Here is a 22,472-nt window from a genome sequence, read left to right as displayed (position 1 = left end):
TCATTGCCCGAAGCCTTCTCCGAGGAGCACCGCCGTGCCCGAAGGGCATACGATCCACCGCCTCGCCGAGGACCACCTGACCCGTTTCGCCGGGTGGCAGGTCGCCGTCAGCAGCCCCCAGGGACGGTTCGCCGAGAGCGCGGCCCTGCTCGACGGCCGAATCCTCGACGGCGTCGACGCCCACGGCAAGCACCTCTTCCTCGGCTTCAAGGAGAGCGGGTGGATCCACATCCACCTCGGACTCTTCGGCAAGTACGCGATCGGCCCCGCACCCGCCCCACCGCCCACCGACACCGTCCGACTGCGCCTGGCCAACGACGATCACTTCTCCGATCTGCGCGGCCCGACCACCTGCGCGTGGATCACCGACGAGGAGAAGGACGCGATAAGCGACCGGCTCGGCCCGGACCCCTTGCGCCGGGGCGACGACCCCGACCGCGCCTGGGCCCGGATCTCCCGCTCCCGCAGCACCGTCGCCGCCCTGCTCATGGACCAGAAGATCGTCGCGGGCGTCGGCAACGTCTACCGCGCCGAGGTCCTCTTCCGGCACGGCATCGACCCGTACCGCCAGGGCAAGGACCTCACCCGCGCCGAGTGGGACGCCATGTGGGCCGACCTGGCGGCCCTGATGCGCGAAGGCGTGCGCAACAACCGCATCGACACCGTCCGCGACGAGCACCTGCCCCAGGCGATGGGCCGGCCGCCGCGCGTCGACGACCACGGCGGTGAGGTGTACGTCTACCGGAGGGCGAACATGCCCTGCCACATCTGCGGGGGCGAGATCCGCACCGCGGACCTCGCCGCCCGCAACCTCTTCTGGTGCCCCGGCTGCCAGTCCCGCTGACGCGGGCGGGGCGCGTCGTGAATCCCGTCAGAAGCCGTGCGGCAGCCACGGCGCCACGTCACCGGCAAAGGCCCGCGAGGCCTCCGTCAGCGCGCCCGGGCGCAGCTCCCGCACCAGTCCGGCCGCGGCCAGGGAAGTGAGGGTGATCCCGCCCAGGTACGCCGACCCCAGCTCCCGCACCGACAGCTCCAGGTCCGCGGGCTCCGCGGACCGGGTGCAGCGGGCCGCGCCCTCGCCGTCCACGACCAGCCGCCACCGTCCCTCGTTCCAGGGGCAGAACGTGTCCTCGACCTCGATCACCACGTCCGCCGCGGCCCCGTACGTCCGCGCCTCCAGCGCCGCCGCCAGGTCCACCAGCCGCAGGTGGAGCGAGTCGCGCACGGTCGGCTTCGACCGCCGGACGTCACTCACCAGGTGCAGCAGCGGGTCGTCCACCGGGCGCTTGGCGGCGCGTACGGTCCACGTCAGGTCGATCGAGAACAGGTAGCGCCACAGCGCCGCCGTCGCCGCCGGATCCAGCGCGTCGAGGGCCTCGACCTGGACCGTCCCGTCCGAACCCGACGGGGTCCAGTCCGGTTTGACCCGGTACCGGGCGTACCCGATCACCTCGCCGTCCGCCCGCTCGGCCACGACGCACTTCAGCGGGGAGGCACCTCCCCGCTCCCCGGGCGGATCCGTGATCGCCAGGCGCTCCCAGCCCGGCTGCCTGGCCGGCGCTCCCGGCCGGCGGGCCACCAGATCCGCGTACACCCGCTCGCAGTCGGGCAGCGACTTCTCCGGATCGGCGAGCCGCAGCCGCACCTCGTCCGTCCCGGGCGGCGCGTCCAGCCGTACGCGCGTCGTGTCGATCTCCAGGGACAAGGAGTGGGTGGCGGTGCCGTACCCGAAGCGCCCGTAGATCGCCGGGTCCGAGGCCGTCAGAACGGCGAGCGGCTCACCGGCCGCCCGGACGTCGTCCAACTGGCGCCGCATCAACGAGGTGAGGATGCCGCGCCGGCGGTGGGTCGGCGCGACTCCGACGAAGGTCACCGCCGCCGCCGGGACCAGCGCGGCGCCCGGCACCGAGAGCCGGAAGCTGAAGGCGGACGCCGAGCCCACGCAGGTCTCGCCGTCCCAGGTGCCGAGCGAACGCCCCGGTTCCGTCAGGGTCCGCAGCAGTTCCCGGCCCTCCGGGGGCTCGGCCACACCGCCGAACGCCAGTTCCAAATGATCGAACCAGACATCCCACTCGTCCTGTTGCAAAACGCGCATCTCAAGAGCCATCAGACCATCCTCACCCAGGAGTTCCGTCGCAGTCGAAGGGTTTTCGGGCATCGACGGACCCCCGGTCCGGGGGTACCCCTGCGCATCCACAGCCAGGATGGATAGGGTCCCGAAGCAATGGCCGGAGCACGCGTGGAATCCCTCATGGCCCGGATGCGCATGCTGTCGCACCGGGGCCGCACAGCCCTGCGCAAATCAGCCGTCGACTACTTCCGCGGCGACGGCTCCGACTGGCTCGCCTTCGGTGGACTGCTGCTCACCGTCCCCGCCATCGCCTGCGGCACGATGATGCTGCCGGTCTGGTTCTCGCCGTCGGCGCTCGTCCTGCCCATCGTCGCCGGCGGCCTGCTGCTGCGCCCCGCCAGCCTCCTCGCCCTCTACGCCGCCTCCGCGACCGCACTGATCGTCGAGGCCCTCGTCCTCGGCCCGTACACCCAAGGCCCGGCGAGAGTCACCCCCGGCACCGTGCTGGTGGTCGCGGCCTGCGGGTTCTTCGGCCTGGTCATCGCCCAGTTCCGCAGTCGCGTCGGCGTGCCCTGGCGGCGCGGCGGCACCATGCTCTTCGACCTGCGCGAACGCATCCGCGTGCAGAGCAAACTGCCCGCCCTCCCGCGCGGCTGGCACCGTGAGATGGCCCTGCGCCCGGCCGGCGGCCAGTCCTTCTCCGGCGACTTCGTCGTCGCGGCCCGCACCAACGGCGGCCGGACCCTGGAGATCGTCCTGACCGACGTCTCCGGCAAGGGCATGGAAGCCGGCTCCCGGGCCCTGCTGCTGTCCGGCGCCTTCGGCGGGCTGCTCGGCGCGCTGCCCGCCCACGGCTTCCTGCCCGCCGCCAACGGATACCTGCTCCGCCAGGACTGGGACGAGGGCTTCGCCACCTCCATCCACCTCGTCCTGGACCTGGAGACCGGCGACTACGAACTCCTCTCGGCCGGCCACCTCCCCGCCCTCCAACTCTCGGCGGGCACCGGCCGCTGGCAGGAGAAGTCCGGCGAGGGCCCGCTGCTCGGCGTCTACGACGGCGCCGAGTTCACCCCCGCCCGCGGTAACCTGCGCCCCGGCGACGTCCTGATGCTCTTCACCGACGGCCTGGTCGAGACCTCGGACCGGGAGATCAGCGAGGGCATCGACCGCCTCACCGGCGAGGCCGACCGCTACGTCGCCGCCGGCTGGGACGGCGCGGCCTGGCACCTCATCGAGAAGGTCGCCAAGGACGTCAACGACGACCGCGCCCTGCTGCTCATCCGCCGCTCCGCCTGAGCGCGGGCAACGAACGGCGGCACCGGGACACCCCGCCGGAGCCGCAGGGCCGGTTCGACACGGCGGCCGTCATGGAACGCTCGGACTCGGGCAGATCCACCGCCACCGGACTCGACCTCCCCACCGAGGGGCTGGTCCGGCTCACCGCGCTCCGCCGCGGCCGCCTCGGCCGCCCCGCCGAGCTGTCCTGCGCCCGGCAGCGGCGCGTGGTCGTCGCCCGAGCCCTCGTCACCCGGCCCGACGTGATCTTCACCGACGAACCCGCCGCCGACCGAGGCTCAACGGACCAGCGGCTGCCACGGGCCGAGCCCCAGCTTTCCGGTGTTCCCGAGGTCCACCGGCTCGGAGAGCCGCAGCGACAGCCGGGGCGCGCCGGGCTTGGGCTCGACCTCCACGTTCCACGCGGTGGCGGCCACCACCGTGCCGTCGGTGACGAGGTTGCGCCACACGATCCCGAAGGAGGCCGCCTGCCCCGGCGCCAGCGTCACCGGTTGCGGTGCCGCGTCCAGGTTCGGGATGCCCGTCGTGATCCCCGCCGACCCGTGCTCCACCGAGACCTCCAACTGGTCGTCGTGGTCGTCGCGCAGCGTGAGCCGCGGGTAGCCCTCCAGTACGTACGGCCGCGTCCCGCAGTTGATCAGCTGGAAGCTCGCCACCCGCAGTCCCATCGCCGCGTCCCCGCCGAGCTCGACGAGCCGCATCCCGCCTTCGGGGCAGGCCCGCGCCGGGGCGCTCCGGTCGGGCGCCGGCCTCGCCGTCCCGCTCACCGCGGTCGGCGTGGGCGCCGCCCTCGGTGCCGGAGGCGTCGAGCACCCCGCCGTACCCGCCGCCGTACCCGCCAGCACCCCCACCAGGGCCAGGGCCGGTATCCGTCGCCTCGTCCGCCGCTTCGTGATCATCCGGCGAGCCTACGACGACACGCGGGCCAATTCCCGTGGATTGGCCCGCCCCCGCGGACCGGGCCGCGCCTACCGTGCCCCCATGGACCGCACGCTCGCCGCCGACCTCGCCCGCCTCCCCGAACTCCTCGACGCCACCCGCGCCGCGGCCGCCGACGCGCTCGCCACGCTGGACGCGCGTCCCGTCGTACCGTCGGCCGCCGGGGGGCCGTCCGCCGGGGGGCCGTCCGCCTCCGAAGGACTTCCGGAGCACGCCACCGGCACGGACGCCGCGCTCGCCGCGTTCCGCGACCGCTGGGAGCCGCGGCTGTCGGCCTCCGCGGGACCGCGCTACCTCGGCTTCGTCACCGGAGGCGCCACCCCGGCCGCCCTCGCCGGGGACTGGCTCACCGCCGTCCACGACCAGAACTCCAACTCCGCCCTCGACGGCGGCGGCCAGGACCTCGAACGCGAGACCGTCGGCTGGCTGCGCGACCTCTTCGGCCTGAGCGCCGCCCACTCCGGCACCTTCGTCTCCGGCGCCACCATGTCCAACACCACCGGCCTCGCCATCGCCCGCGAATGGCTCGGCGAACGCCTCGGCGTCTCGCCCGCCGACGACGGCGCGGGGGCGCTCGGCCCGGTCCGCGTGCTCTCCGGAGCCCCGCACTCCTCGATCGGCAAGGCCCTCTCCGTCCTGGGCCTCGGCCGCAACTCCCTGGTCCGCGTGCCCACCCTGCCCGGCCGCGAGGCCGTCGACCCGGCCGCCCTGGAGCGGGCGCTGGCCGACACCCCCGGACCGGCCGTAGTCGTCGCCAACGCCGGCACCGTCAACACCGTCGACTTCGACGACCTCCGGGCGATCGAAACCCTGCGCGAGCGCCACGACTTCTGGCTGCACACCGACGCCGCGTTCGGAGCCTTCGCCGCGCTCTCCCCGGAGCACGCGCACCTCGCCGACGGCCTGGACGCCTCCGACTCCGTCTGCGTCGACCTGCACAAATGGCTCAACGTCCCCTACGACAGCGCGGTCCAGTTCACCCGCCGCCGCGATCTGCAGGCCCGCGTGTTCCAGAACGCCGCCGCCTACCTCGGCCCGCTCGGCGAGCACCCCGACCTCGTCCACCTCACCCCCGAGAACTCCCACCGGCTGCGGGCCCTCGCCGCCTGGTTCACGCTCCGCGCGTACGGACGTCAGGGCCACCGGGAGATCGTCGAACGCGACATCGCCTGCGCCCGTGCCCTGGGCGCCGCCGTGGAGGCGGACACCGCCCTCACCCTCCTCGCCCCGGTCCGCCTGAACGTCGTCTGTTTCACCCTCGCCGAGGCCCCCACCCCGGAGCGCCTCGCCGCCCTGCGCGAGGCGGTGGCCGGCGAGGTGTTCGTCACTCCCACGGTCTACGAGGGAACCGCCGGCCTGCGTGCCGCGTTCTCCAACTGGCGTACCACGCAGGCGGACGTACGCCGGGCAGCGGAGGCACTCGGCGCGGCGGCAAGGGAGATCGCATGACGGACAGCCCCCTGACTCTGATCGAGGTCGAGGCCCTGGCGCGCGGCGCGCACGAGGGCCAGACCGACAAGGCCGGCAGGCCGTACGCCGAACACCTCGCGGCCGTGGCCGAAGGCGTACGGCTGCGCGGCGGCACCGCCGAACAGCAGGCGGCCGCCTGGCTCCACGACGCCATCGAGGACGAGGCCCTCAGCCTCACCTGGCTGGATTCGGCGGCCCTCCCGCAGTCGGTGAAGGAGATGGTCCTGGCGGTCACCAAACGCCCGGGCGAACCGGTCGAGCGGTACGCGGCCCGCATCCTGGCCACCCCGGGCGCCCTGCTGATCAAGGAGGCCGACCTCGCGCACAACGCGGACCCCGTACGGCTCTCCGTGCTCGACGCTCCCACGCGCGAGCGGCTGTCCGTAAAGTATGCGAATATCCGTTCCCTCCTCGGCCTCACCACCCCGTGACCCGTGTCCCGCGCTCGAAATCTTCCGGTCGTACGAGGGGTTGGCGGAAACGGAACCACGGCTATTCGTCACGGGGCGTATAGCCGAGGCCCGTTGGTGGGAGGATGGTCCATGTGGGGGTGTGCCTGGCCGTGCGCCCCGGGCCGACCAGGGGACGACCGAAGGTGTGATCAGTAGTGGCCATTTCGCTGTCAGTGGTGGTTCTGTTGGCGGTCATCCTGGTGGTGCTGATCCGCGGCAACCACATCAAGACGGGCCCCGCCATCGTCGCGGCCCTGTTCGGTTTCTTCCTCGCGTCCAGCTCGATCGCGGACGACGTGAACCGCTTCCTGAACTCCCTCGCGACGATGATCGCGAACATCAAGCTCTGACCCCGGGCGGCCGATCCGAGCCGCAGGGTCAGGCGTGTCCCTCCGCCGGGGCGGAGGGCCCGCGGGGATCGCGCCGGCCGCGAGGCTCCGCGGACCGCCGCCGATGCCTCGCCGCCAAGAGCGTTAGCGCCAGGAAGAACACGGCGGCTGCACCCGCCGTAACCGCCCCCACGGCCGCGGGCGGCCCCGAACGGCGCCCGCCGGAGACGCCCACCATCGATGTGCCGTTCACATTCCCCACCCCCGGTCGCCGGCGAACAGGCCAGGTCGGGAGCCGACTTGGTGGGAGGTAACGACGGCGGAGTACGCCAAGCTCAACAAAACCTCTGAGTACGCCTGGGGGCGGGCCGGAACCTCCACCTCCGGGTGACCATGCGGACATGGTGTCCGAAAGGGGGAGACGGTGAGTGGCGGTGCGGCACTGGACCCGTACGACCACGCCTACCTCGCCGGTGGCGAGCAGCGGGTCATGGAGAGCGCGATCATCGCGCTCGTCGAGAGGGGGACGCTGTCCCTGCGGGCCGCCCGGCTCCGCGTCGTCGACGCGGAACATCCTCCGCATCCGGTCGAACGCGCGGTGATCGCCGCGTGCCCGCGCAGCAAGCGCGTCGAGGAGGTGTTCGCGGACCTCAGGCACTGCGAGGAGCTCGACGCCCTCGTCCGTCGGCTCGTCCACCTCGGCCTCGTACGCAACTGGCCCCGACGGCCCACCCGGACGGGGCGCCGGCAGCTGGCGGCGGCATCGGAGGGCACCCTTCCCGCGTACGTACTCGAAGGCACCTCAGCCCTCGCCCCGGGCCCCGTCCGAGCCGGATTGCACGGCGCGCACACCCTCCCCGACGGCCTCGGCCGCACCCTGCGCCGCATGGGCAAAGCCCTCGAAGACGACTCCGACACCACGGGCGGCGGCCACAGCTGTGGGGGAGGCGACGGCGGGGGCGGCGGAGACTGAGGCTCAGAGTCGTCCTCGCGAGGTCGAGCGACGAGGCCGGGGCCGGGGCACCTCACTCACCCATCGGTGCCCACTCCGCCACGAGATCCGCGCACACGATCCGCACGGTCGCGGTCGTGAGCCGCAGTTCATGGGAGCAGCCCGCCTCATGCGGCAGAACCTCGTCCAGACGCACGCTGTTGTGGTCGGACAGCTCGACACCGCCACCGTCGTCAGCCGCGATCTCGATGAGGCGGACACCGCTGTAGCGGATCGTGAGCACCTCGTCCTGACCACCTGACCAGGCGAAACGGATCTCGCAGTGCTCCGGTGCCGGGTCTGCGGAAGGCAGAGCCAGCGGGCGGAGGTCCTTCACGCACCGCGGTGCCGAGAAGTCGTAGTGCTCGGGATGCGTGGCGAACGCACGCGCCCCGGGCGGGAGGGCCGGCGCGAGCTCGGGCAACTCGTCGAGGTAGGCGTGGGGGCTGTGCCAGTACGTCCCGCGTCCCTGCTGTTCGACGACCACGTATTGCACGGTGCCTCTTCGGTCGGTTGTCCGCTGTACTCGAGTGACGCGCCGACTGTACGTGCACGACCGGGACGGGGGCCCGGGCTCTCGGCGAGTCCTCCGGAGCGGAGGACTCGCCGCAGCACACGGCGCCGGACCCCGGGAACGACGAAGGGCCAGGTCGAGGAAACGTCCTCTGACCTGGCCCTTCGTACTTCTGAGCGGGTGACGGGAATCGAACCCGCGTAGCTAGTTTGGAAGACTAGTGCTCTACCATTGAGCTACACCCGCAACGCGCGCGCCGCAGGTCCGGGGACTTTGGCACGGACAGCATCCTAGCGGGTCGCTCCCGGTGGATGCACACCACATTCGACGCCGTGGCGACGGTCCGCCGAAATACCTCGGGAAACCCCGCGCATCAGAGTGTCTCCAGGCATGTACCCTACGTGTCGCACCGACGGGGTGTGGCGCAGCTTGGTAGCGCGTCCGCTTTGGGAGCGGAAGGTCGTCGGTTCGAATCCGGCCACCCCGACCATCAGCAGTGTCTCCACAAGATCGCGTTGTGGGCTGATTGCCGCTTGCGGTTACTATGCAAGCTGCGTGCCCGTGTGTCTGATGTACCGGGCCGAAGTCCGCTGAACCGCTGAATCACAGCGTGACGGCAGAATCCCCAGCAGTCAGCCACAAGGAGACCGAACCGTGAAGAGCGCCGTGGAGACCCTGAACCCGACTCGGGTTCGGCTCACTGTTGAGGTGCCCTTCGAGGAGCTCAAGGACAGCCTCGACGCGGCGTACAAGAAGATCAACCAGCAGGTCACGGTGAAGGGCTTCCGTAAGGGCAAGATCCCGGCCCGCGTCATCGACCAGCGCTTCGGCCGCGGTGCGGTGCTGGAGGAGGCCGTCAACGACGCGCTCCCGAAGTTCTACACCGAGGCCGTCAACGAGGCCGACCTGAACCCGCTGGGTCAGCCGGACGTGGACATCACCGAGCTGAAGGACGGCGAGGTCCTCGCCTTCACCGCCGAGGTCGACGTCCGTCCCGAGATCGAGATCCCGGACTACTCCGGCATCGAGGTCGAGGTCGACGCCATCGAGGTCTCCGACGAGGACGTCGCGAAGTCCGTCGAGCAGCTGCGCGGCCGCTTCGCGTCCACCCAGGACGTCGAGCGCGCCGCCGCCGAGGGTGACGTCGTCACCATCGACCTCGAGGCCAAGGTCGACGGCGAGGTGCTGCCCGACGGCGTCGCCTCCGACGTCTCCTACACCATCGGCTCGGGCGAGCTCCTCGAGGGCATCGACGAGGCCGTGACCGGCCTGGAGGCCGGCGGCGAGGCCACCTTCACCTCGCAGCTGAAGGGCGGCTCCGCCGAGGGCAAGGACGCCGAGGTCACCGTCAAGGTCACCAAGGTCTCCGCCAAGGAGCTCCCGGAGCTGGACGACGAGTTCGCGCAGATGGCGAGCGAGTTCGACACCCTCGAGGACCTCAAGGCGGACAGCCGCAAGCGCCTCGAGAACATGAAGCAGTACGACCAGGCCACGCAGGCCCAGGAGCGCGTCCTGGAGAAGCTGCTGGAGCTCGTCGAGGTCCCGATCCCCGAGAAGCTCCTCGCGGACGAGGTCCAGACCCGCAAGCACAACCTGGAGCACCACCAGCTCGGCCAGATGGGTCTGACCATCGAGAAGTACCTGGAGTTCCAGGGCAAGACGGTCGAGGAGTTCGACGCCGAGACCTCCGAGCAGGCGATCAAGGGCATCAAGACCCAGTTCGTCCTCGACGCGCTGGTCAACAAGGAGAAGCTGGGCGTCGACCAGGAGGAGCTCACCGAGCACCTCATGCGCCGCGCCGCTTCCTCCGGCATGTCCCCCGACCAGTTCGCCCAGGCCGTGGTCGAGGGTGGCCAGGTTCCGATGCTGGTCGGCGAGGTCGCCCGCGGTAAGGCCCTCGCGGTCGTCGTCGAGGCCGCCAAGGTCGTCGACACCAACGGTGAGGTCGTGGACCTGTCCGACGAGGACGAGGAGCAGGCCGCCGAGACCGTCGAGGCCGCCGTCGACGGCGACGACGAGGTCAAGGCCGACGAGGCCAAGTAACACCTCGGGCTGAAGCCCACCGAGCAGTGCCCCGAAGGGCCCGGACACCGTCGTGTCCGGGCCCTTCGGCACAGGTCCCGTAGGGCCCTTGGAGCTTGCGCTCCGAGCGAACAGTTCGGGAAGCGGGATGGCGTTGTCCGACCTGCGCGTTAGGGTCCATGAATACGAGGGCACGTGAGTACCCGGGCGCCGGCGGACCCGTCCGCTCCGGCCGGACCGGACCCCAGAACGAGACGCTGAGACGGCACATGGCCGTCGGAGACGAGCAGGTGGATACGTGACGAATCTGAAGCCTTACGCCGCGGGTGAGCCGTCCATCGGTGGCGGCCTCGGCGACCATGTCTACAACCGGCTGCTCGGCGAGCGCATCATCTTCCTCGGCCAGCAGGTCGACGACGACATCGCCAACAAGATCACCGCGCAGCTCCTCCTCCTGGCCGCCGAGCCGGAGAAGGACATCTACCTCTACATCAACAGCCCCGGTGGCTCCGTGACGGCCGGTATGGCCGTCTACGACACCATGCAGTTCATCCCGAACGACGTCGTCACCATCGGTATGGGCATGGCCGCCTCCATGGGGCAGTTCCTGCTCACCGGTGGCGCCAAGGGCAAGCGCTTCGCCCTGCCGAACACCGACATCCTGATGCACCAGGGCTCCGCCGGCATCGGTGGCACCGCGTCGGACATCAAGATCCAGGCCCAGTACCTGCTGCGCACCAAGCAGCGGATGGCCGAGATCACGGCGTTCCACTCGGGCCAGACCGTCGAGGCGATCATCCGCGACGGTGACCGTGACCGCTGGTTCACCGCCGAGGAGGCCAAGGACTACGGCCTCATCGACGAGATCATCTCGGCCGCGTCCAGCGCGCCGGGCGGCGGCGGCACCGGGGCCTGATCCAGGGTCCCACCGTCAGTACGCAGCAGCCGACAGCCCGCAGAACGCCACCAGGATGGTGAACACCCAGATGCAGAACAACTTCTCCGCGAGCGGCCTCTACACCGGCCCGCAGGTGGACAATCGCTATGTCATCCCGCGCTTCGTCGAGCGCACCTCGCAGGGCGTGCGCGAGTACGACCCGTACGCGAAGCTCTTCGAGGAGCGCGTGATCTTCCTCGGCGTGCAGATCGACGACGCGTCCGCCAACGACGTCATGGCGCAGCTGCTGTGCCTGGAGTCGATGGACCCGGACCGCGACATCTCCATCTACATCAACAGCCCCGGTGGCTCCTTCACCGCGCTGACGGCGATCTACGACACGATGCAGTTCGTGAAGCCGGACATCCAGACGGTCTGCATGGGCCAGGCGGCCTCCGCCGCCGCCGTCCTGCTGGCCGCCGGTACCCCCGGCAAGCGCATGGCCCTGCCGAACGCCCGCGTGCTGATCCACCAGCCCTCCGGTGGCACCGGCCGCGAGCAGCTCTCCGACCTGGAGATCGCGGCCAACGAGATCCTGCGCATGCGTGACCAGCTGGAGACCATGCTGGCCAAGCACTCGACGACGCCGATCGAGAAGATCCGCGACGACATCGAGCGCGACAAGATCCTCACGGCCGAGGACGCGCTCGCGTACGGGCTGATCGACCAGATCATCTCCACCCGTAAGAGCAGCAAGGCCTGATCCTTGCCACCAGTTGGCGTGAGCACGTCCCCGGATTGGGCGATGTGAACCACGTCAAGGGGGCCCCGCACGGGGCCCCCGGCAAGGTACCGTCGGATATGAGGCACCAGGAGCGCTGAACCAGGCGTCTCCCAGGCGAAGGGGAAGCACCTCGTGGCACGCATCGGTGACGGCGGCGATCTGCTCAAGTGCTCGTTCTGCGGAAAGAGCCAGAAGCAGGTGAAGAAGCTCATCGCAGGACCCGGTGTGTACATCTGCGACGAGTGCATCGACCTCTGCAACGAGATCATCGAAGAGGAACTCGCGGAGACCTCCGAGGTCCGGTGGGAGGAACTTCCCAAGCCCCGTGAGATCTACGAGTTCCTGGAGAGCTACGTCGTCGGCCAGGAGCCGGCGAAGAAGGCGCTCTCGGTAGCGGTCTACAACCACTACAAGCGGGTACAGGCCGGCGAGAACGGCGGCGCGCAGGGCCGGGACGACGCGATCGAGCTCGCCAAGTCCAACATCCTGCTGCTGGGCCCCACGGGCTCGGGCAAGACGCTGCTGGCGCAGACCCTCGCCCGCATGCTGAACGTCCCCTTCGCCATCGCCGACGCGACGGCGCTGACGGAGGCCGGGTACGTCGGCGAGGACGTCGAGAACATCCTGCTGAAGCTGATCCAGGCCGCCGACTACGACGTCAAGAAGGCCGAGACCGGGATCATCTACATCGACGAGATCGACAAGGTGGCCCGCAAGAGCGAGAACCCGTCGATCACGCGCGACGTGAGCGGCGAGGGCGTGCAGCAGGCCCTCCTGAAGATCCTGGAAGGCACGACGGCCTCGGTGCCGCCGCAGGGCGGGCGCAAGCACCCGCACCAGGAGTTCATCCAGATCGACACGACGAACGTGCTCTTCATCGTGGGCGGAGCCTTCGCCGGCCTGGAGAAGATCATCGAGTCGCGTGCGGGCGCCAAGGGCATCGGCTTCGGGGCGACGATCCGCTCGAAGCGCGAGATCGAGGCCAGCGACCAGTTCCAGGAGGTCATGCCGGAGGACCTGGTGAAGTTCGGGATGATCCCCGAGTTCATCGGCCGCCTCCCCGTGCTGACCTCCGTGCACAACCTGGACCGCGAGGCCCTGCTCCAGATCCTGATCGAGCCGCGCAACGCGCTGGTGAAGCAGTATCAGCGGCTGTTCGAACTCGACGGCGTGGAGCTGGACTTCGAGCGCGAGGCGCTGGAGGCCATCGCGGACCAGGCGATCCTCCGCCAGACGGGCGCGCGCGGCCTGCGCGCCATCATGGAAGAGGTCCTGATGTCGGTGATGTACGAGGTCCCGTCCCGCAAGGACGTGGCCCGCGTGGTCATCACCGCGGACGTGGTCCGCTCCAACGTCAACCCGACGCTGGTCCCGCGGATCGTCCCGAAGGACCAGGGCCCGCACGAGAAGTCGGCGTAGCCGCAGGGCAGTAGACCGGTACGCGGAAGGGGCGCCCCCTGGGGGGGGCGCCCCTTCTGTGCAGCACGGTCACGGCGAAGGAGTTACGCCTTGCTGCACATCATGAACCGGTGGTTCCAGTTGCTGATGCCGGCGTTCTCGAGGTGCTTCATGCACGAAGGGTGGGGCGTGACCCACGGCTTGGAGAAGCTGGACGGTTCGGCCGGGAAGCCGCAGGCGCCGGCGACCTTGGGTCCGACCCGGTAGCCGAGCGCCTTCGCCATCGCGTAGCAGTCGCTGCCCTGCGACGCCGAGGCGGGCGCGGCGAGGGCCACCGGGGTGATGGCGGCCGTCGCCGTGAGGAGGAGCGATGCGACGAGTCGCTTGGTTCGTGCAGATGCCACAGGAATCCCCGATTGAATTGCTGATCAACAACGGTCGATCGGCATTAGATCACAAGATCAATTGGGGTCTGTAATCGCCGATTCCCAGGTAGCCGAGGGTTTCTGTCGGTCGATCAGACCTTGGCGCGCGAGGTGTTGTAGAACTTCGCCGCCACCTCGGACACCTGCTCGAGGGTGCCGCTGCTGCCGCCGGTGACGGCGGCGAGCTGGTCGACCATGTTGATTCCGGTCACCGTGGAGTAGTCGCCCCAGACGCAGCTGGGGATCTTCGCCTCCTTGGGCATCCCGGGCTTGACCTCCTTGATCACGGTCATCTTGATCTCGGCGCACTTCATCACGGCGCCCTTGAAGCCGTCCGGTGTGAACGCCTTCGGGGTGCCGACCAGTTCGTACTTGAAGCCGGTCTTCTCGGCGTCCTTGTTCTGGCCGATGCCGGCGTAGTACGTGTCGATGGCCTTCTCCGGGTCGGCGATCTCGCCCCACAGGCCGTTGGCACTGAGTGACTTGCCGCCCTTGCCGTCCGGCGTGGTCGAGTACGAAGCGACCGCGTTGTGCGCGTTCTTCACGCCGATGGCATCGGCCTTCGCCTTGGCCTCCCCCTCCAACGGGGTTTCGGGCGACGGCTTCGCGCCCTCCGGCTGTGCGTAGGCGTCGACCTTCGCCGGGAAGGCGAGTTTGTAGCCCTTGGTGTCCGCGGAGATGTCGCCGCCCGCGCCGCCGCCCACGAGGTACCAGCCGCCGCCCGCGATGACCGCCACCGCGACGATCACGCCGATGATCACGCCCGCCTTGGACTTCTTCGGGGGCTGCCCGCCGTACGGGGCCTGCTGCTGCGGGTAGCCGTAGGCCGGGGCCGGCGGCTGCTGGGGGTAGCCCTGCGGAGGGACGCCCGGCTGCTGCGGGTAGCCGTAGCCCGGCTGGGGGCCGGCGGGCTGCCCGTACGGGTTGGGCTGGGGGGCGGGCTGGCCGTACGGTCCCGGCGGCGGGGGCTGCTGCCCGTACGGTCCCGGCTGCTGGGGCTGCTGTCCGTAGGGCCCTGGCTGGTTGTAGCTCATCCCGCGTCCCCCAATGAGGTTGCTTATCCGTTTCACACATCCTGACGGAAGCCGGCAGCGGGCAGGGCGCCGGGCCCTTGGATTACCGGTTTCATGACTGGACTGTTACCGCTCTAAACTGTGCCCCGTGACCGAGAACACGCAGACACCCAGCAGCCCCAACTCCGAACTGCCGACCACGTACGCGCCGGCCGAGGTAGAAGGGAAGCTCTACGAGCGCTGGGTAGAGCGCGGTTACTTCGAGGCGGACGCCAAGAGCGAGAAGCCTGCGTACACGATCGTCATCCCGCCCCCGAACGTCACCGGCTCCCTCCACCTGGGCCACGCCTTCCAGCACACGCTCATGGACGCCCTGACCCGCCGCAAGCGGATGCAGGGCTACGAGTCGCTGTGGCTGCCCGGCATGGACCACGCCGGTATCGCCACCCAGAACAAGGTCGAGCAGCAGCTCGCCGAGGAGGGCAAGTCCCGCCACGACCTGGGCCGCGAGGAGTTCACCGACCGGGTCTGGAAGTGGAAGGAAGAGTACGGCGGCAAGATCCTCGGCCAGATGCGCCGCCTCGGCGACGGCGTCGACTGGTCGCGTGAGCGCTTCACCATGGACGAGGGCCTGTCCAAGGCCGTCCAGACGATCTTCAAGCGGCTCTACGACGACGAACTCATCTATCGCGCCGAGCGCATCATCAACTGGTGCCCGCGCTGTCTGACGGCCATCTCCGACATCGAGGTGGAGTACCAGGACGACGCCGGTGAGCTCGTCTCCATCCGCTACGGCGAGGGCGAGGACAGCCTCGTCGTCGCCACCACCCGCGCCGAGACGATGCTCGGTGACACCGCGGTCGCCGTCCACCCCGACGACGAGCGCTACGCCCACCTCATCGGCAAGCAGATCAAGCTGCCGCTGACCGACCGCACCATCCCGGTCGTCGCGGACACACACGTCGACCCGGAGTTCGGCACCGGCGCCGTCAAGGTGACCCCGGCGCACGACCCGAACGACTTCGCCATCGGCCAGCGCCACGACCTGCAGTCGCTGACGGTCATGGACGAGCACGGTGTGATCACCGTCCACGGCCCCTTCCTCGGCCTGGACCGCTTCGAGGCCCGTTCGGCGATCGTCGGCGCACTGCGCGAGCAGGGCCGCATCGTCGCCGAGAAGCGCCCGTACATGCACTCCGTCGGGCACTGCTCGCGCTGCAAGACCACGGTCGAGCCGCGCCTGTCGATGCAGTGGTGGGTCAAGGTCGGCCCGCTGGCGCAGGCCGCCGGTGACGCCGTCCGCGACGGCCGCGTCAAGATCCACCCTGAGGACATGTCGAAGCGCTACTTCGACTGGGTCGACAACATGCACGACTGGTGCATCTCGCGCCAGCTGTGGTGGGGCCACCGCATCCCGATCTGGTACGGCCCCGAGGGTCAGGTCGTCTGCGTCGGACCCGACGAGCAGCCGCCCACCGGCGAGGGCTGGACCCAGGACGCCGACGTCCTGGACACCTGGTTCTCCTCCGGGCTCTGGCCCTTCTCCACCCTCGGCTGGCCGGAGCGGACCCCGGACCTGGAGAAGTTCTACGCCACCGACGTCCTGCTCACCGGGCACGACATCATCTTCTTCTGGGTCGCCCGGATGATGATGTTCGGCCTGTACGCCATGGACGGCGTGGCCCCGTTCCACACCATCGCGCTGACCGGTCTGGTCCGCGACGAGTTCGGCAAGAAGATGTCGAAGTCGAACCCGAACGCGGTCGACCCGCTGGACTGGATGGACAAGTACGGCTCCGACGCCGTCCGTTTCACCCTGGCCAAGGGCGCCAACCCGGGCGCGGACGTCCCGATCGGCGAGGACTGGGTCCAGGCGTCCAGCAAGTTCGCCAACAAGATCTGGAACGCCACCCGCTTCGCCCTCATGAACGGCGCCACGATCGAGGGCGAGCTGCCGCCGGTCGAGCGACTGTCGGCCACCGACCGCTGGATCCTGTCCCGGCTGAACAAGACGGTCGCGCAGGTCGACGCGTACTACGAGGACTACCAGTTCTCGAAGCTCAGCGAGGCGCTCTACCACTTCGCGTGGGACGAGGTCTTCGACTGGTACGTCGAGCTGTCGAAGACGACCTTCTTCGCGGGCGGCGAGCAGGCCCAGGTCTCCGGCCGCGTCCTCGGCGAGGTCGTCGACGTCATGCTGCGGCTGCTGCACCCGATCGTCCCCTTCGTCACCGAGACCCTGTGGACCACGCTGACCGGCGGCGAGTCCCTCGTCATCGCCGACTGGCCGAAGGACAGCGGCTTCCGCGACGAGGCCGCCGAGGCGGAGATCGCCTCCGTCCAGTCGGTGATCACCGAGGTCCGCCGGTTCCGCAAGGAGCAGGGCCTGCAGGACGGCCAGAAGGTGCCGGCCCGTCTGGACCTCGGCGCCACCGCGCTGGGCGCGCACGAGGCGGCCATCCGGCAGTTGCTGCGCCTCCAGCCGGAGGGTGACTCCTTCAGCGCCACCGCGACCCTCCCGGTCGCCGGCGGCACCGTCGCGCTCGACCTGTCGGGCACCATCGACGTGGCTGCCGAGCGCAAGCGCCTGACGAAGGACCTGGGCGCCGCGGAGAAGGAGAAGCAGCAGGCCGAGGCGAAGCTCGGGAACGAGGCGTTCATCGCCAAGGCCCCGGACAACGTCGTGGACAAGATCAAGGGTCGGCTCGCCAAGGCCGAGGCGGACATCACCCGGCTTCAGGCGCAGCTGGACGGCCTGCCGGCCGCCTAGGTCCGGTCGGACCCGATACGTACGCACAGGTGAAGGCCCCCGCACCGTCGGTCGATGCGGGGGCCTTCGCCGTATCCCTTCCCCGTGCGGGGGTGGGCGTCACAGCGGACCACTGTCCGAAGTGCCCTAAATCACTCCGATTTCGATTCCGGGGCGATCCGAACCGGAGCGCCGACCACGGATGATGGAGGGCATGCGCGTCAAGCCCGTGGTCCCGGCCTTCGACCGGCTGGTGGCCTCCGGTCGCCGGCTCACCGAGGGCTGGGCCGGTTCGCCGCGTGCCGTGGACGTGCTCACCGCGCTCGGCTGCCTGGGCCTGATGGCCCTCGACCTCCCGGGCCTCGCGGCCGCCGACAACTCCCTGACCGGGCCCGCCGCCGCCGTCGTCCTCGCCCTGGGCTGCGCCACCCTGCTGGTGCGCCGCCGACAGCCCTGGCTCTCGTACCTGGCCGCGTTGCTCTTCATCGGATGGCTGCACGAGCTCACTCTGATCCAGTTCGCCCTCTACTCGGTCGGCCGTTACCGCGGGCGCCGGGCCGGGATCCTCGCCACGCTCGCCTACGTCGCCTTCGCGCTGGGCATGTTCGTCCTGCCCGGCTGGCCCGAGCCCGCGGGGCAGACCCTCAGCGGGTTCCTCAGCCTGGTCGTGCCCATCGGGGTGCTCGCCTCCGCGGTGGGCATCGCCGCCTACCGGCACGACCTGGTGGGGGAGCTTGCCGCCCGGCGGGCCGAGTCGGCCGTGCTCCATGCCGTCCAGCAGGAGCGCACCTCCGTGGCCCGCGACGTCCACGACTTCGTCGGGCGTGAGCTGACCCTGCTCACGGTCCGCTCCGAGGTGCTGTCGATGCGGGCGCGCGAGACGGCGTACGGGCCGGACTTCGAAGAACTGGCCGACACCGCGCGCCGGGCCCATCTGGTGCTCAACGAGATCATCGTGCAGCGCGGGGAGCGGGCCTCGACCCCGGGCGTGGACGGGCTGCCCGTCCTCGCCGAGGAGAGCGGGCGGGCCGGCTCGCCCGTCCGGCTCACCATGGACGAGGACGTGCACGAGCTCTCCCCGCTGCGGCAGGCGGCGGTCTACCGGGTGGTCCAGGAGTGCCTCACCAATGCCGCCAAGCACGCGCACGGGCAGACCATCGACGTGTCGATCACGGCGGACGGCCCGCGGCTGCGGATAGCGGTCAGCAACGGGCTGCCGGCCCGGACCCCGGGCCGGGCCCCCGTCTCCGCCGGTTCGGGTACGGCGAGCATGTCCGAGCGCGTACGCAGCCTGGGCGGGACCCTGACGGCGACGCGCACGCGGGACGCGTACGAGGTCGTCGCCACCCTCCCGCGCGGCTGAGCCCTCCTCAGGCGTGCGCCGGGGCCCTCCTCAGGCCTTCGCCGGGGCCGACGGACGGCCCAGGGTGTCCAGGCCGTCGAGGCTGTCCAGGGTGTCCATGTCCTCCACGCACCGGCCGGAGCCCAGCGCCACGCAGGACAGCGGGTCGTCCGCGACGAAGACCGGGATGCCCGTGGCGGAGGCCATCCGCAGGTCCAGGCCGGGCAGCAGCGCGCCGCCGCCGGTCAATACGATGCCGTGCTCCATCACGTCGCCGGACAGCTCCGGCGGGCACTCCTCCAGGGTGGTGCGCACGGCGGCGATGATCGCCTCGACCGGCTCGTCGAGTGCGGCCCGGACGTCCCGCGCGGTCAGCGTGAGGGTCCTGGGCATCCCGCCGACCCGCTCCCGGCCGCGCACGGTGAAGGTGCGCGTCTCCAACTCCGGCCGGTCCGGGACCGGCCAGGCCGAGCCGACGCCCAGCTTGACGTCCTCGGCGGTGCGTTCCCCGATGAGCAGTCCGTGCTCCTTTCGTACGTGGTCCATGACGGCCGCGTCGAGCCGGTCCCCGCCGACGCGCAGCGACCGGGACGTGACGATGCCGCCCAGGGAGATGACGGCGACCTCGGAGGTGCCGCCGCCGATGTCCACCACCATCGAGCCGCGCGGCTCGGCCACGGGCAGGCCGGCGCCGATCGCCGCGGCCATCGGCTCCTCGATGAGGTGCACGGCCCTGGCCCCGGCCCGCGTCGCCGCCTGGACGATGGCCCGCCGCTCGACGGGGGTGACTCCGGAGGGTACGCAGATCACCATCCGGGTGCGGGGCCGCCGGCCCGGGACGGCCTTGCGGACGAAGTGCCGGATCATCTCCTCCGCGGCCTCGTAGTCGCAGATCACCCCGCCCCGTAGCGGGCGGATGGCGGTGATGGAGCCGGGGGTGCGGCCGATGGTCTCCTTGGCGTCGGTGCCGACGGCCAGGGCGGTGGTGGTGCCCGCCTTCACGGCGACCACGGACGGCTCATCGAGGACGATTCCGTGCCCCCGTGCGTAGACGAGGGTGTTGGCGGTGCCCAGGTCCATCCCTATGTCGCGGCTGGATGCTGTCTTGTTGCTGCTGGCCTGCGGCATTTATTCCCCTATCTCCTGCCGCAGGCTTGCATAACGATCAGGTCGCTCCGGGTGCCGTAGGTCCCGAAACGGCCGGGCCGAAAGTCCTGCGGGTCCCCGTCCGTAGACTGGCCCTGTGAGTGACCAGCAGCCCGAGAGCCACGACCGCGACGACAACGACGACCTCGCCGCCACCTTCGACGAGTTCGACCAGATCGTGGCGGAAGAGTCCGACCGCGACCCCGACCTGGCGGTGATCGAGGCCGGTAGCCGCACCCTGCGCGCCCACGCCGGGCCGCCCCAGGGCGACCCGGTACCCGCCCCGCCCGTCGACCCGGAGGTCGCCAAGGCGCTGCTGGAGGTGGAGCAGGAGCTCGCCACCCGCTGGGGCGAGACCAAGCTGGAGCCCTCGGTGTCGCGGATCGCGGCGCTGATGGACGTGCTGGGCGAGCCGCAGCGCGCGTACCCGTCCATCCACGTCACCGGCACCAACGGCAAGACGAGCACGGCCCGCATGATCGAGTCCCTGCTGAACGCCTTCGAGCTGCGCACCGGGCGCTACACCAGCCCGCACGTGCAGTCGATCACCGAGCGGATCAGCCTCGACGGGGCGCCCATCACCGCCGAGCGCTTCGTCGAGACGTACCACGACATCAAGCCGTACGTGGAGATGGTCGACGCCGCCGAGGAGTACCGGCTGTCCTTCTTCGAGGTGCTCACCGGAATGGCCTACGCGGCCTTCGCGGACGCCCCGGTGGACGTGGCCGTGGTCGAGGTCGGCATGGGCGGCAGCTGGGACGCGACCAACGTGATCGACGCGTCCGTCGCGGTGATCACCCCGATCAGCCTGGACCACACCGACCGCCTCGGCTCCACGCCCGGTGAGATCGCCGTGGAGAAGGGCGGCATCGTCAAGCAGGACGCGACCGTGATCCTGGCCCAGCAGCCGGTGGACGCGGCGCAGGTGCTGCTGAAGAAGGCCGTCGAGGTCGACGCCACGGTGGCCCGCGAGGGCATGGAGTTCGGCGTCGTCTCCCGCGAGGTCGCGGTCGGCGGCCAGCAGCTGACGCTGCGCGGCGTGGGCGGCGAGTACGACGGCATCTTCCTGCCGATGTACGGCGCGCACATGGCGCACAACGCGGCGGTCGCCCTGGCCGCCGTGGAGGCCTTCTTCGGCGTCGGCGGCGAGCACGCCCGGGTCCTGGACCTGGACACCGTGCGCAAGGCCTTCGCCTCGGTGTCCTCGCCGGGCCGTATGGAGGTCGTGCGGCGCAGCCCGACCGTGGTCCTGGACGCGGCCCACAACCCGGCGGGCGCGGCGGCCACCGCGGAGGCGGTCACCGAGTCGTTCGGCTTCAGTCGGTTGATCGGGGTCGTGGCCGCGAGCGAGGGCAAGGACGTCCGCGGGGTGCTGGAGGCCTTCGAGCCGATCTTCGCGGAGGTGGTGGTGACGGAGAACTCCAGCCACCGGGCGATGGGCGCGGACGAACTGGCGGCCGTCGCGGTCGAGGTCTTCGGCGTGGACCGGGTGCAGGTGGAGCCGCGGCTGGACGACGCCCTGGAGGCGGCGATCACCCTGGCGGAGGAAGAGGCCGAATACGGAGGGGCCGGCGTCCTGGTGACCGGTTCCGTGATCACGGTGGGCGAGGCCCGCCTGCTGTTGAAGAGGGGCTGAGGGATGCGCACGCTGTGTGCGAGCACGCTGATCGGCGAGTTCTTCGTGATCGGCTTCGCGGGGCTGGTGGCGATGAAGGACCCCGATCTGACCCAGGCCACGGTCTGGACGGTGTGCGGGGTCGCCATGCTGCTGTCGGTCCTGCTGTGCGGGATGCTCTCGCGTCCCGGGGCGGTCCAGCTGGGCTGGGCCCTGCAGATCGGGCTGGTCCTGAGCGGGTTCGTCGTGCCGACGATGTTCTTCCTCGGCGCGGTGTTCGCCGGGCTGTGGTGGTGCTCCGTGCACTACGGCCGCAAGATCGACACGATCAAGGCGCGCTGGGCGGCCGCTCAGGAGACGCAGGGCGCGCCCGCGGCGCCTGACGCTGCGTGACGGGTCCCCGGATCGGCCCTGTAGATTCGCCCTACCGCACCCGTTTGCCGCAAGGAGCCGCAACATGACCCAGCGCACCCTCGTCCTGCTCAAGCCCGACGCCGTCCGTCGTGGTCTGATCGGCGAGATCATCGGCCGCATCGAGCGGAAGGCCGGCTGGACCATCCCCGCACTGGAGCTGCGTACGCTGGACCAGGAGACCCTGGAGGCGCACTACGGCGAGCACAAGGGCAGGCCCTTCTACGAGCCCCTGATGGTCTTCATGGCGAGCGGTCCCGTCGTCGCCCTGGTGGTCGAAGGGGAGCGCGTGATCGAGGGTGTCCGCCAGCTGGCCGGACCCACCGACCCGATCGCCGCGGCGCCGGGCTCCATCCGGGGTGACTTCGGCACGATCACGCGTGAGAACCTGATCCACGCCTCGGACTCGGAGGAGTCCGCCGAACGTGAGCTGAAGCTGTTCTTCCCGGCGCTCTGAGCACTCTTTCCTGACGGAACATCAGCCGAATAGCGCTCATGACCTGGGGCGACCGAAGTAATTTCGGTCGCCCCCCGGTATTTCCGGGCCGAAGCGGGAACGCCTGGGCAGGACACGTCGTCACCACTGAGGGGGCGGGTATCCATTCCGGCGGGATTGCCGGAGTCCCGT

Annotated in this window: 21 protein-coding genes and 2 tRNA genes; 16 read left to right on the top strand and 7 right to left on the bottom strand. The window is 70.4% G+C overall.

Translation table 11 applies throughout. The annotated features are described in order from the left end of the window. The first annotated feature begins 34 nt into the window (after positions 1-34). The gene (locus ACGFYY_RS11125; protein WP_393708318.1) at positions 35-844 is read left to right on the top strand and encodes an Fpg/Nei family DNA glycosylase; all 810 of its coding nucleotides are present in this window, start codon (positions 35-37) and stop codon (positions 842-844) included. A 27-nt stretch (positions 845-871) separates the two neighbouring features. On the opposite strand, the gene ACGFYY_RS11120 is transcribed toward ACGFYY_RS11125, so the two are convergent. Then, positions 872-2,107, bottom strand: a complete 1,236-nt coding sequence (locus tag ACGFYY_RS11120; protein ID WP_393708316.1) for a GNAT family N-acetyltransferase — start codon at positions 2,105-2,107, stop codon at positions 872-874. A gap of 117 nt (positions 2,108-2,224) precedes the next feature. Between ACGFYY_RS11120 and ACGFYY_RS11115 the strand changes: the two genes are divergently transcribed. After that, positions 2,225-3,367 (top strand): PP2C family protein-serine/threonine phosphatase, encoded by a 1,143-nt coding sequence (locus ACGFYY_RS11115; RefSeq protein ID WP_393708314.1) that lies wholly within the window; start codon positions 2,225-2,227, stop codon positions 3,365-3,367. 278 nt (positions 3,368-3,645) lie between these two features. Here the strand turns inward: ACGFYY_RS11115 and ACGFYY_RS11110 are convergent, their stop codons facing one another. Continuing rightward, positions 3,646-4,266: a DUF4232 domain-containing protein gene (locus ACGFYY_RS11110; RefSeq protein WP_393708312.1), complete on the bottom strand. Its 621-nt coding sequence runs from the start codon at positions 4,264-4,266 to the stop codon at positions 3,646-3,648. Positions 4,267-4,348: 82 nt separating this feature from the next. On the opposite strand from ACGFYY_RS11110, the gene ACGFYY_RS11105 reads away from it, so the two are divergent. From ACGFYY_RS11105 to ACGFYY_RS11090, 4 genes are all read left to right on the top strand, one after another. Next, positions 4,349-5,755, top strand: coding sequence for a pyridoxal phosphate-dependent decarboxylase family protein (locus ACGFYY_RS11105; protein ID WP_393708311.1), 1,407 nt, complete (start codon positions 4,349-4,351; stop codon positions 5,753-5,755). Continuing rightward, positions 5,752-6,207: an HD domain-containing protein gene (locus ACGFYY_RS11100; RefSeq protein WP_365267560.1), complete on the top strand. Its 456-nt coding sequence runs from the start codon at positions 5,752-5,754 to the stop codon at positions 6,205-6,207. Before ACGFYY_RS11105 ends, ACGFYY_RS11100 begins: the two co-directional genes overlap by 4 nt. A gap of 176 nt (positions 6,208-6,383) precedes the next feature. Next, positions 6,384-6,578 carry a membrane protein gene (locus ACGFYY_RS11095; protein WP_030008564.1) on the top strand — a complete coding sequence of 65 codons (195 nt, stop codon included), beginning with the start codon at positions 6,384-6,386 and terminating at the stop codon, positions 6,576-6,578. A gap of 403 nt (positions 6,579-6,981) precedes the next feature. Next, complete coding sequence (locus ACGFYY_RS11090; RefSeq protein ID WP_393708308.1) at positions 6,982-7,530, top strand: TIGR04222 domain-containing membrane protein; 549 nt, start codon at positions 6,982-6,984, stop codon at positions 7,528-7,530. Between the two features lie 52 nt (positions 7,531-7,582). Here the strand turns inward: ACGFYY_RS11090 and ACGFYY_RS11085 are convergent, their stop codons facing one another. Together ACGFYY_RS11085 and ACGFYY_RS11080 are read right to left on the bottom strand one after the other, a co-directional pair. Beyond that, positions 7,583-8,044 carry a hypothetical protein gene (locus ACGFYY_RS11085; RefSeq protein ID WP_393708306.1) on the bottom strand — a complete coding sequence of 154 codons (462 nt, stop codon included), beginning with the start codon at positions 8,042-8,044 and terminating at the stop codon, positions 7,583-7,585. 193 nt (positions 8,045-8,237) lie between these two features. Then, positions 8,238-8,308: transfer RNA gene (locus ACGFYY_RS11080), tRNA-Gly, on the bottom strand. 167 nt (positions 8,309-8,475) lie between these two features. Here ACGFYY_RS11080 and ACGFYY_RS11075 point away from each other — a divergent pair. The 5 genes from ACGFYY_RS11075 (at position 8,476) to clpX (ending at position 13,164) form a co-directional block, all read left to right on the top strand. After that, positions 8,476-8,552 (top strand) — tRNA-Pro (locus tag ACGFYY_RS11075). A gap of 164 nt (positions 8,553-8,716) precedes the next feature. Further along, positions 8,717-10,105, top strand: a complete 1,389-nt coding sequence (tig, locus tag ACGFYY_RS11070; protein ID WP_365267563.1) for a trigger factor — start codon at positions 8,717-8,719, stop codon at positions 10,103-10,105. 277 nt (positions 10,106-10,382) lie between these two features. Beyond that, positions 10,383-11,000, top strand: coding sequence for an ATP-dependent Clp protease proteolytic subunit (locus ACGFYY_RS11065; RefSeq protein WP_266391368.1), 618 nt, complete (start codon positions 10,383-10,385; stop codon positions 10,998-11,000). 55 nt (positions 11,001-11,055) lie between these two features. After that, positions 11,056-11,724, top strand: coding sequence for an ATP-dependent Clp protease proteolytic subunit (locus ACGFYY_RS11060; RefSeq protein ID WP_033223992.1), 669 nt, complete (start codon positions 11,056-11,058; stop codon positions 11,722-11,724). Between the two features lie 153 nt (positions 11,725-11,877). After that, the gene (gene clpX / locus ACGFYY_RS11055) at positions 11,878-13,164 is read left to right on the top strand and encodes an ATP-dependent Clp protease ATP-binding subunit ClpX (protein ID WP_030026955.1); all 1,287 of its coding nucleotides are present in this window, start codon (positions 11,878-11,880) and stop codon (positions 13,162-13,164) included. An 83-nt stretch (positions 13,165-13,247) separates the two neighbouring features. Here the strand turns inward: clpX and ACGFYY_RS11050 are convergent, their stop codons facing one another. Both ACGFYY_RS11050 and ACGFYY_RS11045 read right to left on the bottom strand, forming a co-directional pair. Further along, complete coding sequence (locus ACGFYY_RS11050; protein ID WP_393708301.1) at positions 13,248-13,547, bottom strand: hypothetical protein; 300 nt, start codon at positions 13,545-13,547, stop codon at positions 13,248-13,250. Positions 13,548-13,660: 113 nt separating this feature from the next. Continuing rightward, complete coding sequence (locus ACGFYY_RS11045; protein ID WP_393708299.1) at positions 13,661-14,602, bottom strand: hypothetical protein; 942 nt, start codon at positions 14,600-14,602, stop codon at positions 13,661-13,663. Positions 14,603-14,729: 127 nt separating this feature from the next. Here ACGFYY_RS11045 and ACGFYY_RS11040 point away from each other — a divergent pair, with 127 nt between their 5' ends. Together ACGFYY_RS11040 and ACGFYY_RS11035 are read left to right on the top strand one after the other, a co-directional pair. Then, a complete protein-coding gene (locus ACGFYY_RS11040; RefSeq protein WP_393708297.1) occupies positions 14,730-17,351 on the top strand; it encodes a valine--tRNA ligase in 2,622 nt (873 codons plus the stop codon). A gap of 193 nt (positions 17,352-17,544) precedes the next feature. Then, positions 17,545-18,693: a sensor histidine kinase gene (locus tag ACGFYY_RS11035; protein ID WP_393708295.1), complete on the top strand. Its 1,149-nt coding sequence runs from the start codon at positions 17,545-17,547 to the stop codon at positions 18,691-18,693. A 30-nt stretch (positions 18,694-18,723) separates the two neighbouring features. Here ACGFYY_RS11035 and ACGFYY_RS11030 read toward each other — a convergent pair whose 3' ends face one another. Next, positions 18,724-19,800 carry a rod shape-determining protein gene (locus ACGFYY_RS11030; RefSeq protein ID WP_393708292.1) on the bottom strand — a complete coding sequence of 359 codons (1,077 nt, stop codon included), beginning with the start codon at positions 19,798-19,800 and terminating at the stop codon, positions 18,724-18,726. Between the two features lie 115 nt (positions 19,801-19,915). Here ACGFYY_RS11030 and ACGFYY_RS11025 point away from each other — a divergent pair, with 115 nt between their 5' ends. The 3 genes from ACGFYY_RS11025 (at position 19,916) to ndk (ending at position 22,301) form a co-directional block, all read left to right on the top strand. Further along, entirely contained in the window at positions 19,916-21,454 is a 1,539-nt protein-coding gene (locus ACGFYY_RS11025) for a bifunctional folylpolyglutamate synthase/dihydrofolate synthase (protein WP_393708290.1), read from the top strand. 3 nt (positions 21,455-21,457) lie between these two features. Next, a complete protein-coding gene (locus ACGFYY_RS11020) occupies positions 21,458-21,826 on the top strand; it encodes a DUF4233 domain-containing protein (RefSeq protein ID WP_365267575.1) in 369 nt (122 codons plus the stop codon). A 64-nt stretch (positions 21,827-21,890) separates the two neighbouring features. Further along, on the top strand, positions 21,891-22,301 hold the full coding sequence (gene ndk, locus ACGFYY_RS11015) for a nucleoside-diphosphate kinase (protein ID WP_393708288.1): 411 nt from the start codon (positions 21,891-21,893) through the stop codon (positions 22,299-22,301). The last annotated feature ends 171 nt before the right edge of the window (positions 22,302-22,472 follow it).

Source organism: Streptomyces sp. NPDC048331, assembly GCF_043201215.1.
In the GTDB taxonomy this organism is placed as follows: Bacteria; Actinomycetota; Actinomycetes; order Streptomycetales; family Streptomycetaceae; genus Streptomyces.
The sequence above is the reverse complement of the archived record's forward strand: the minus strand, read 5'-3'. Positions and strand labels throughout refer to the sequence as shown.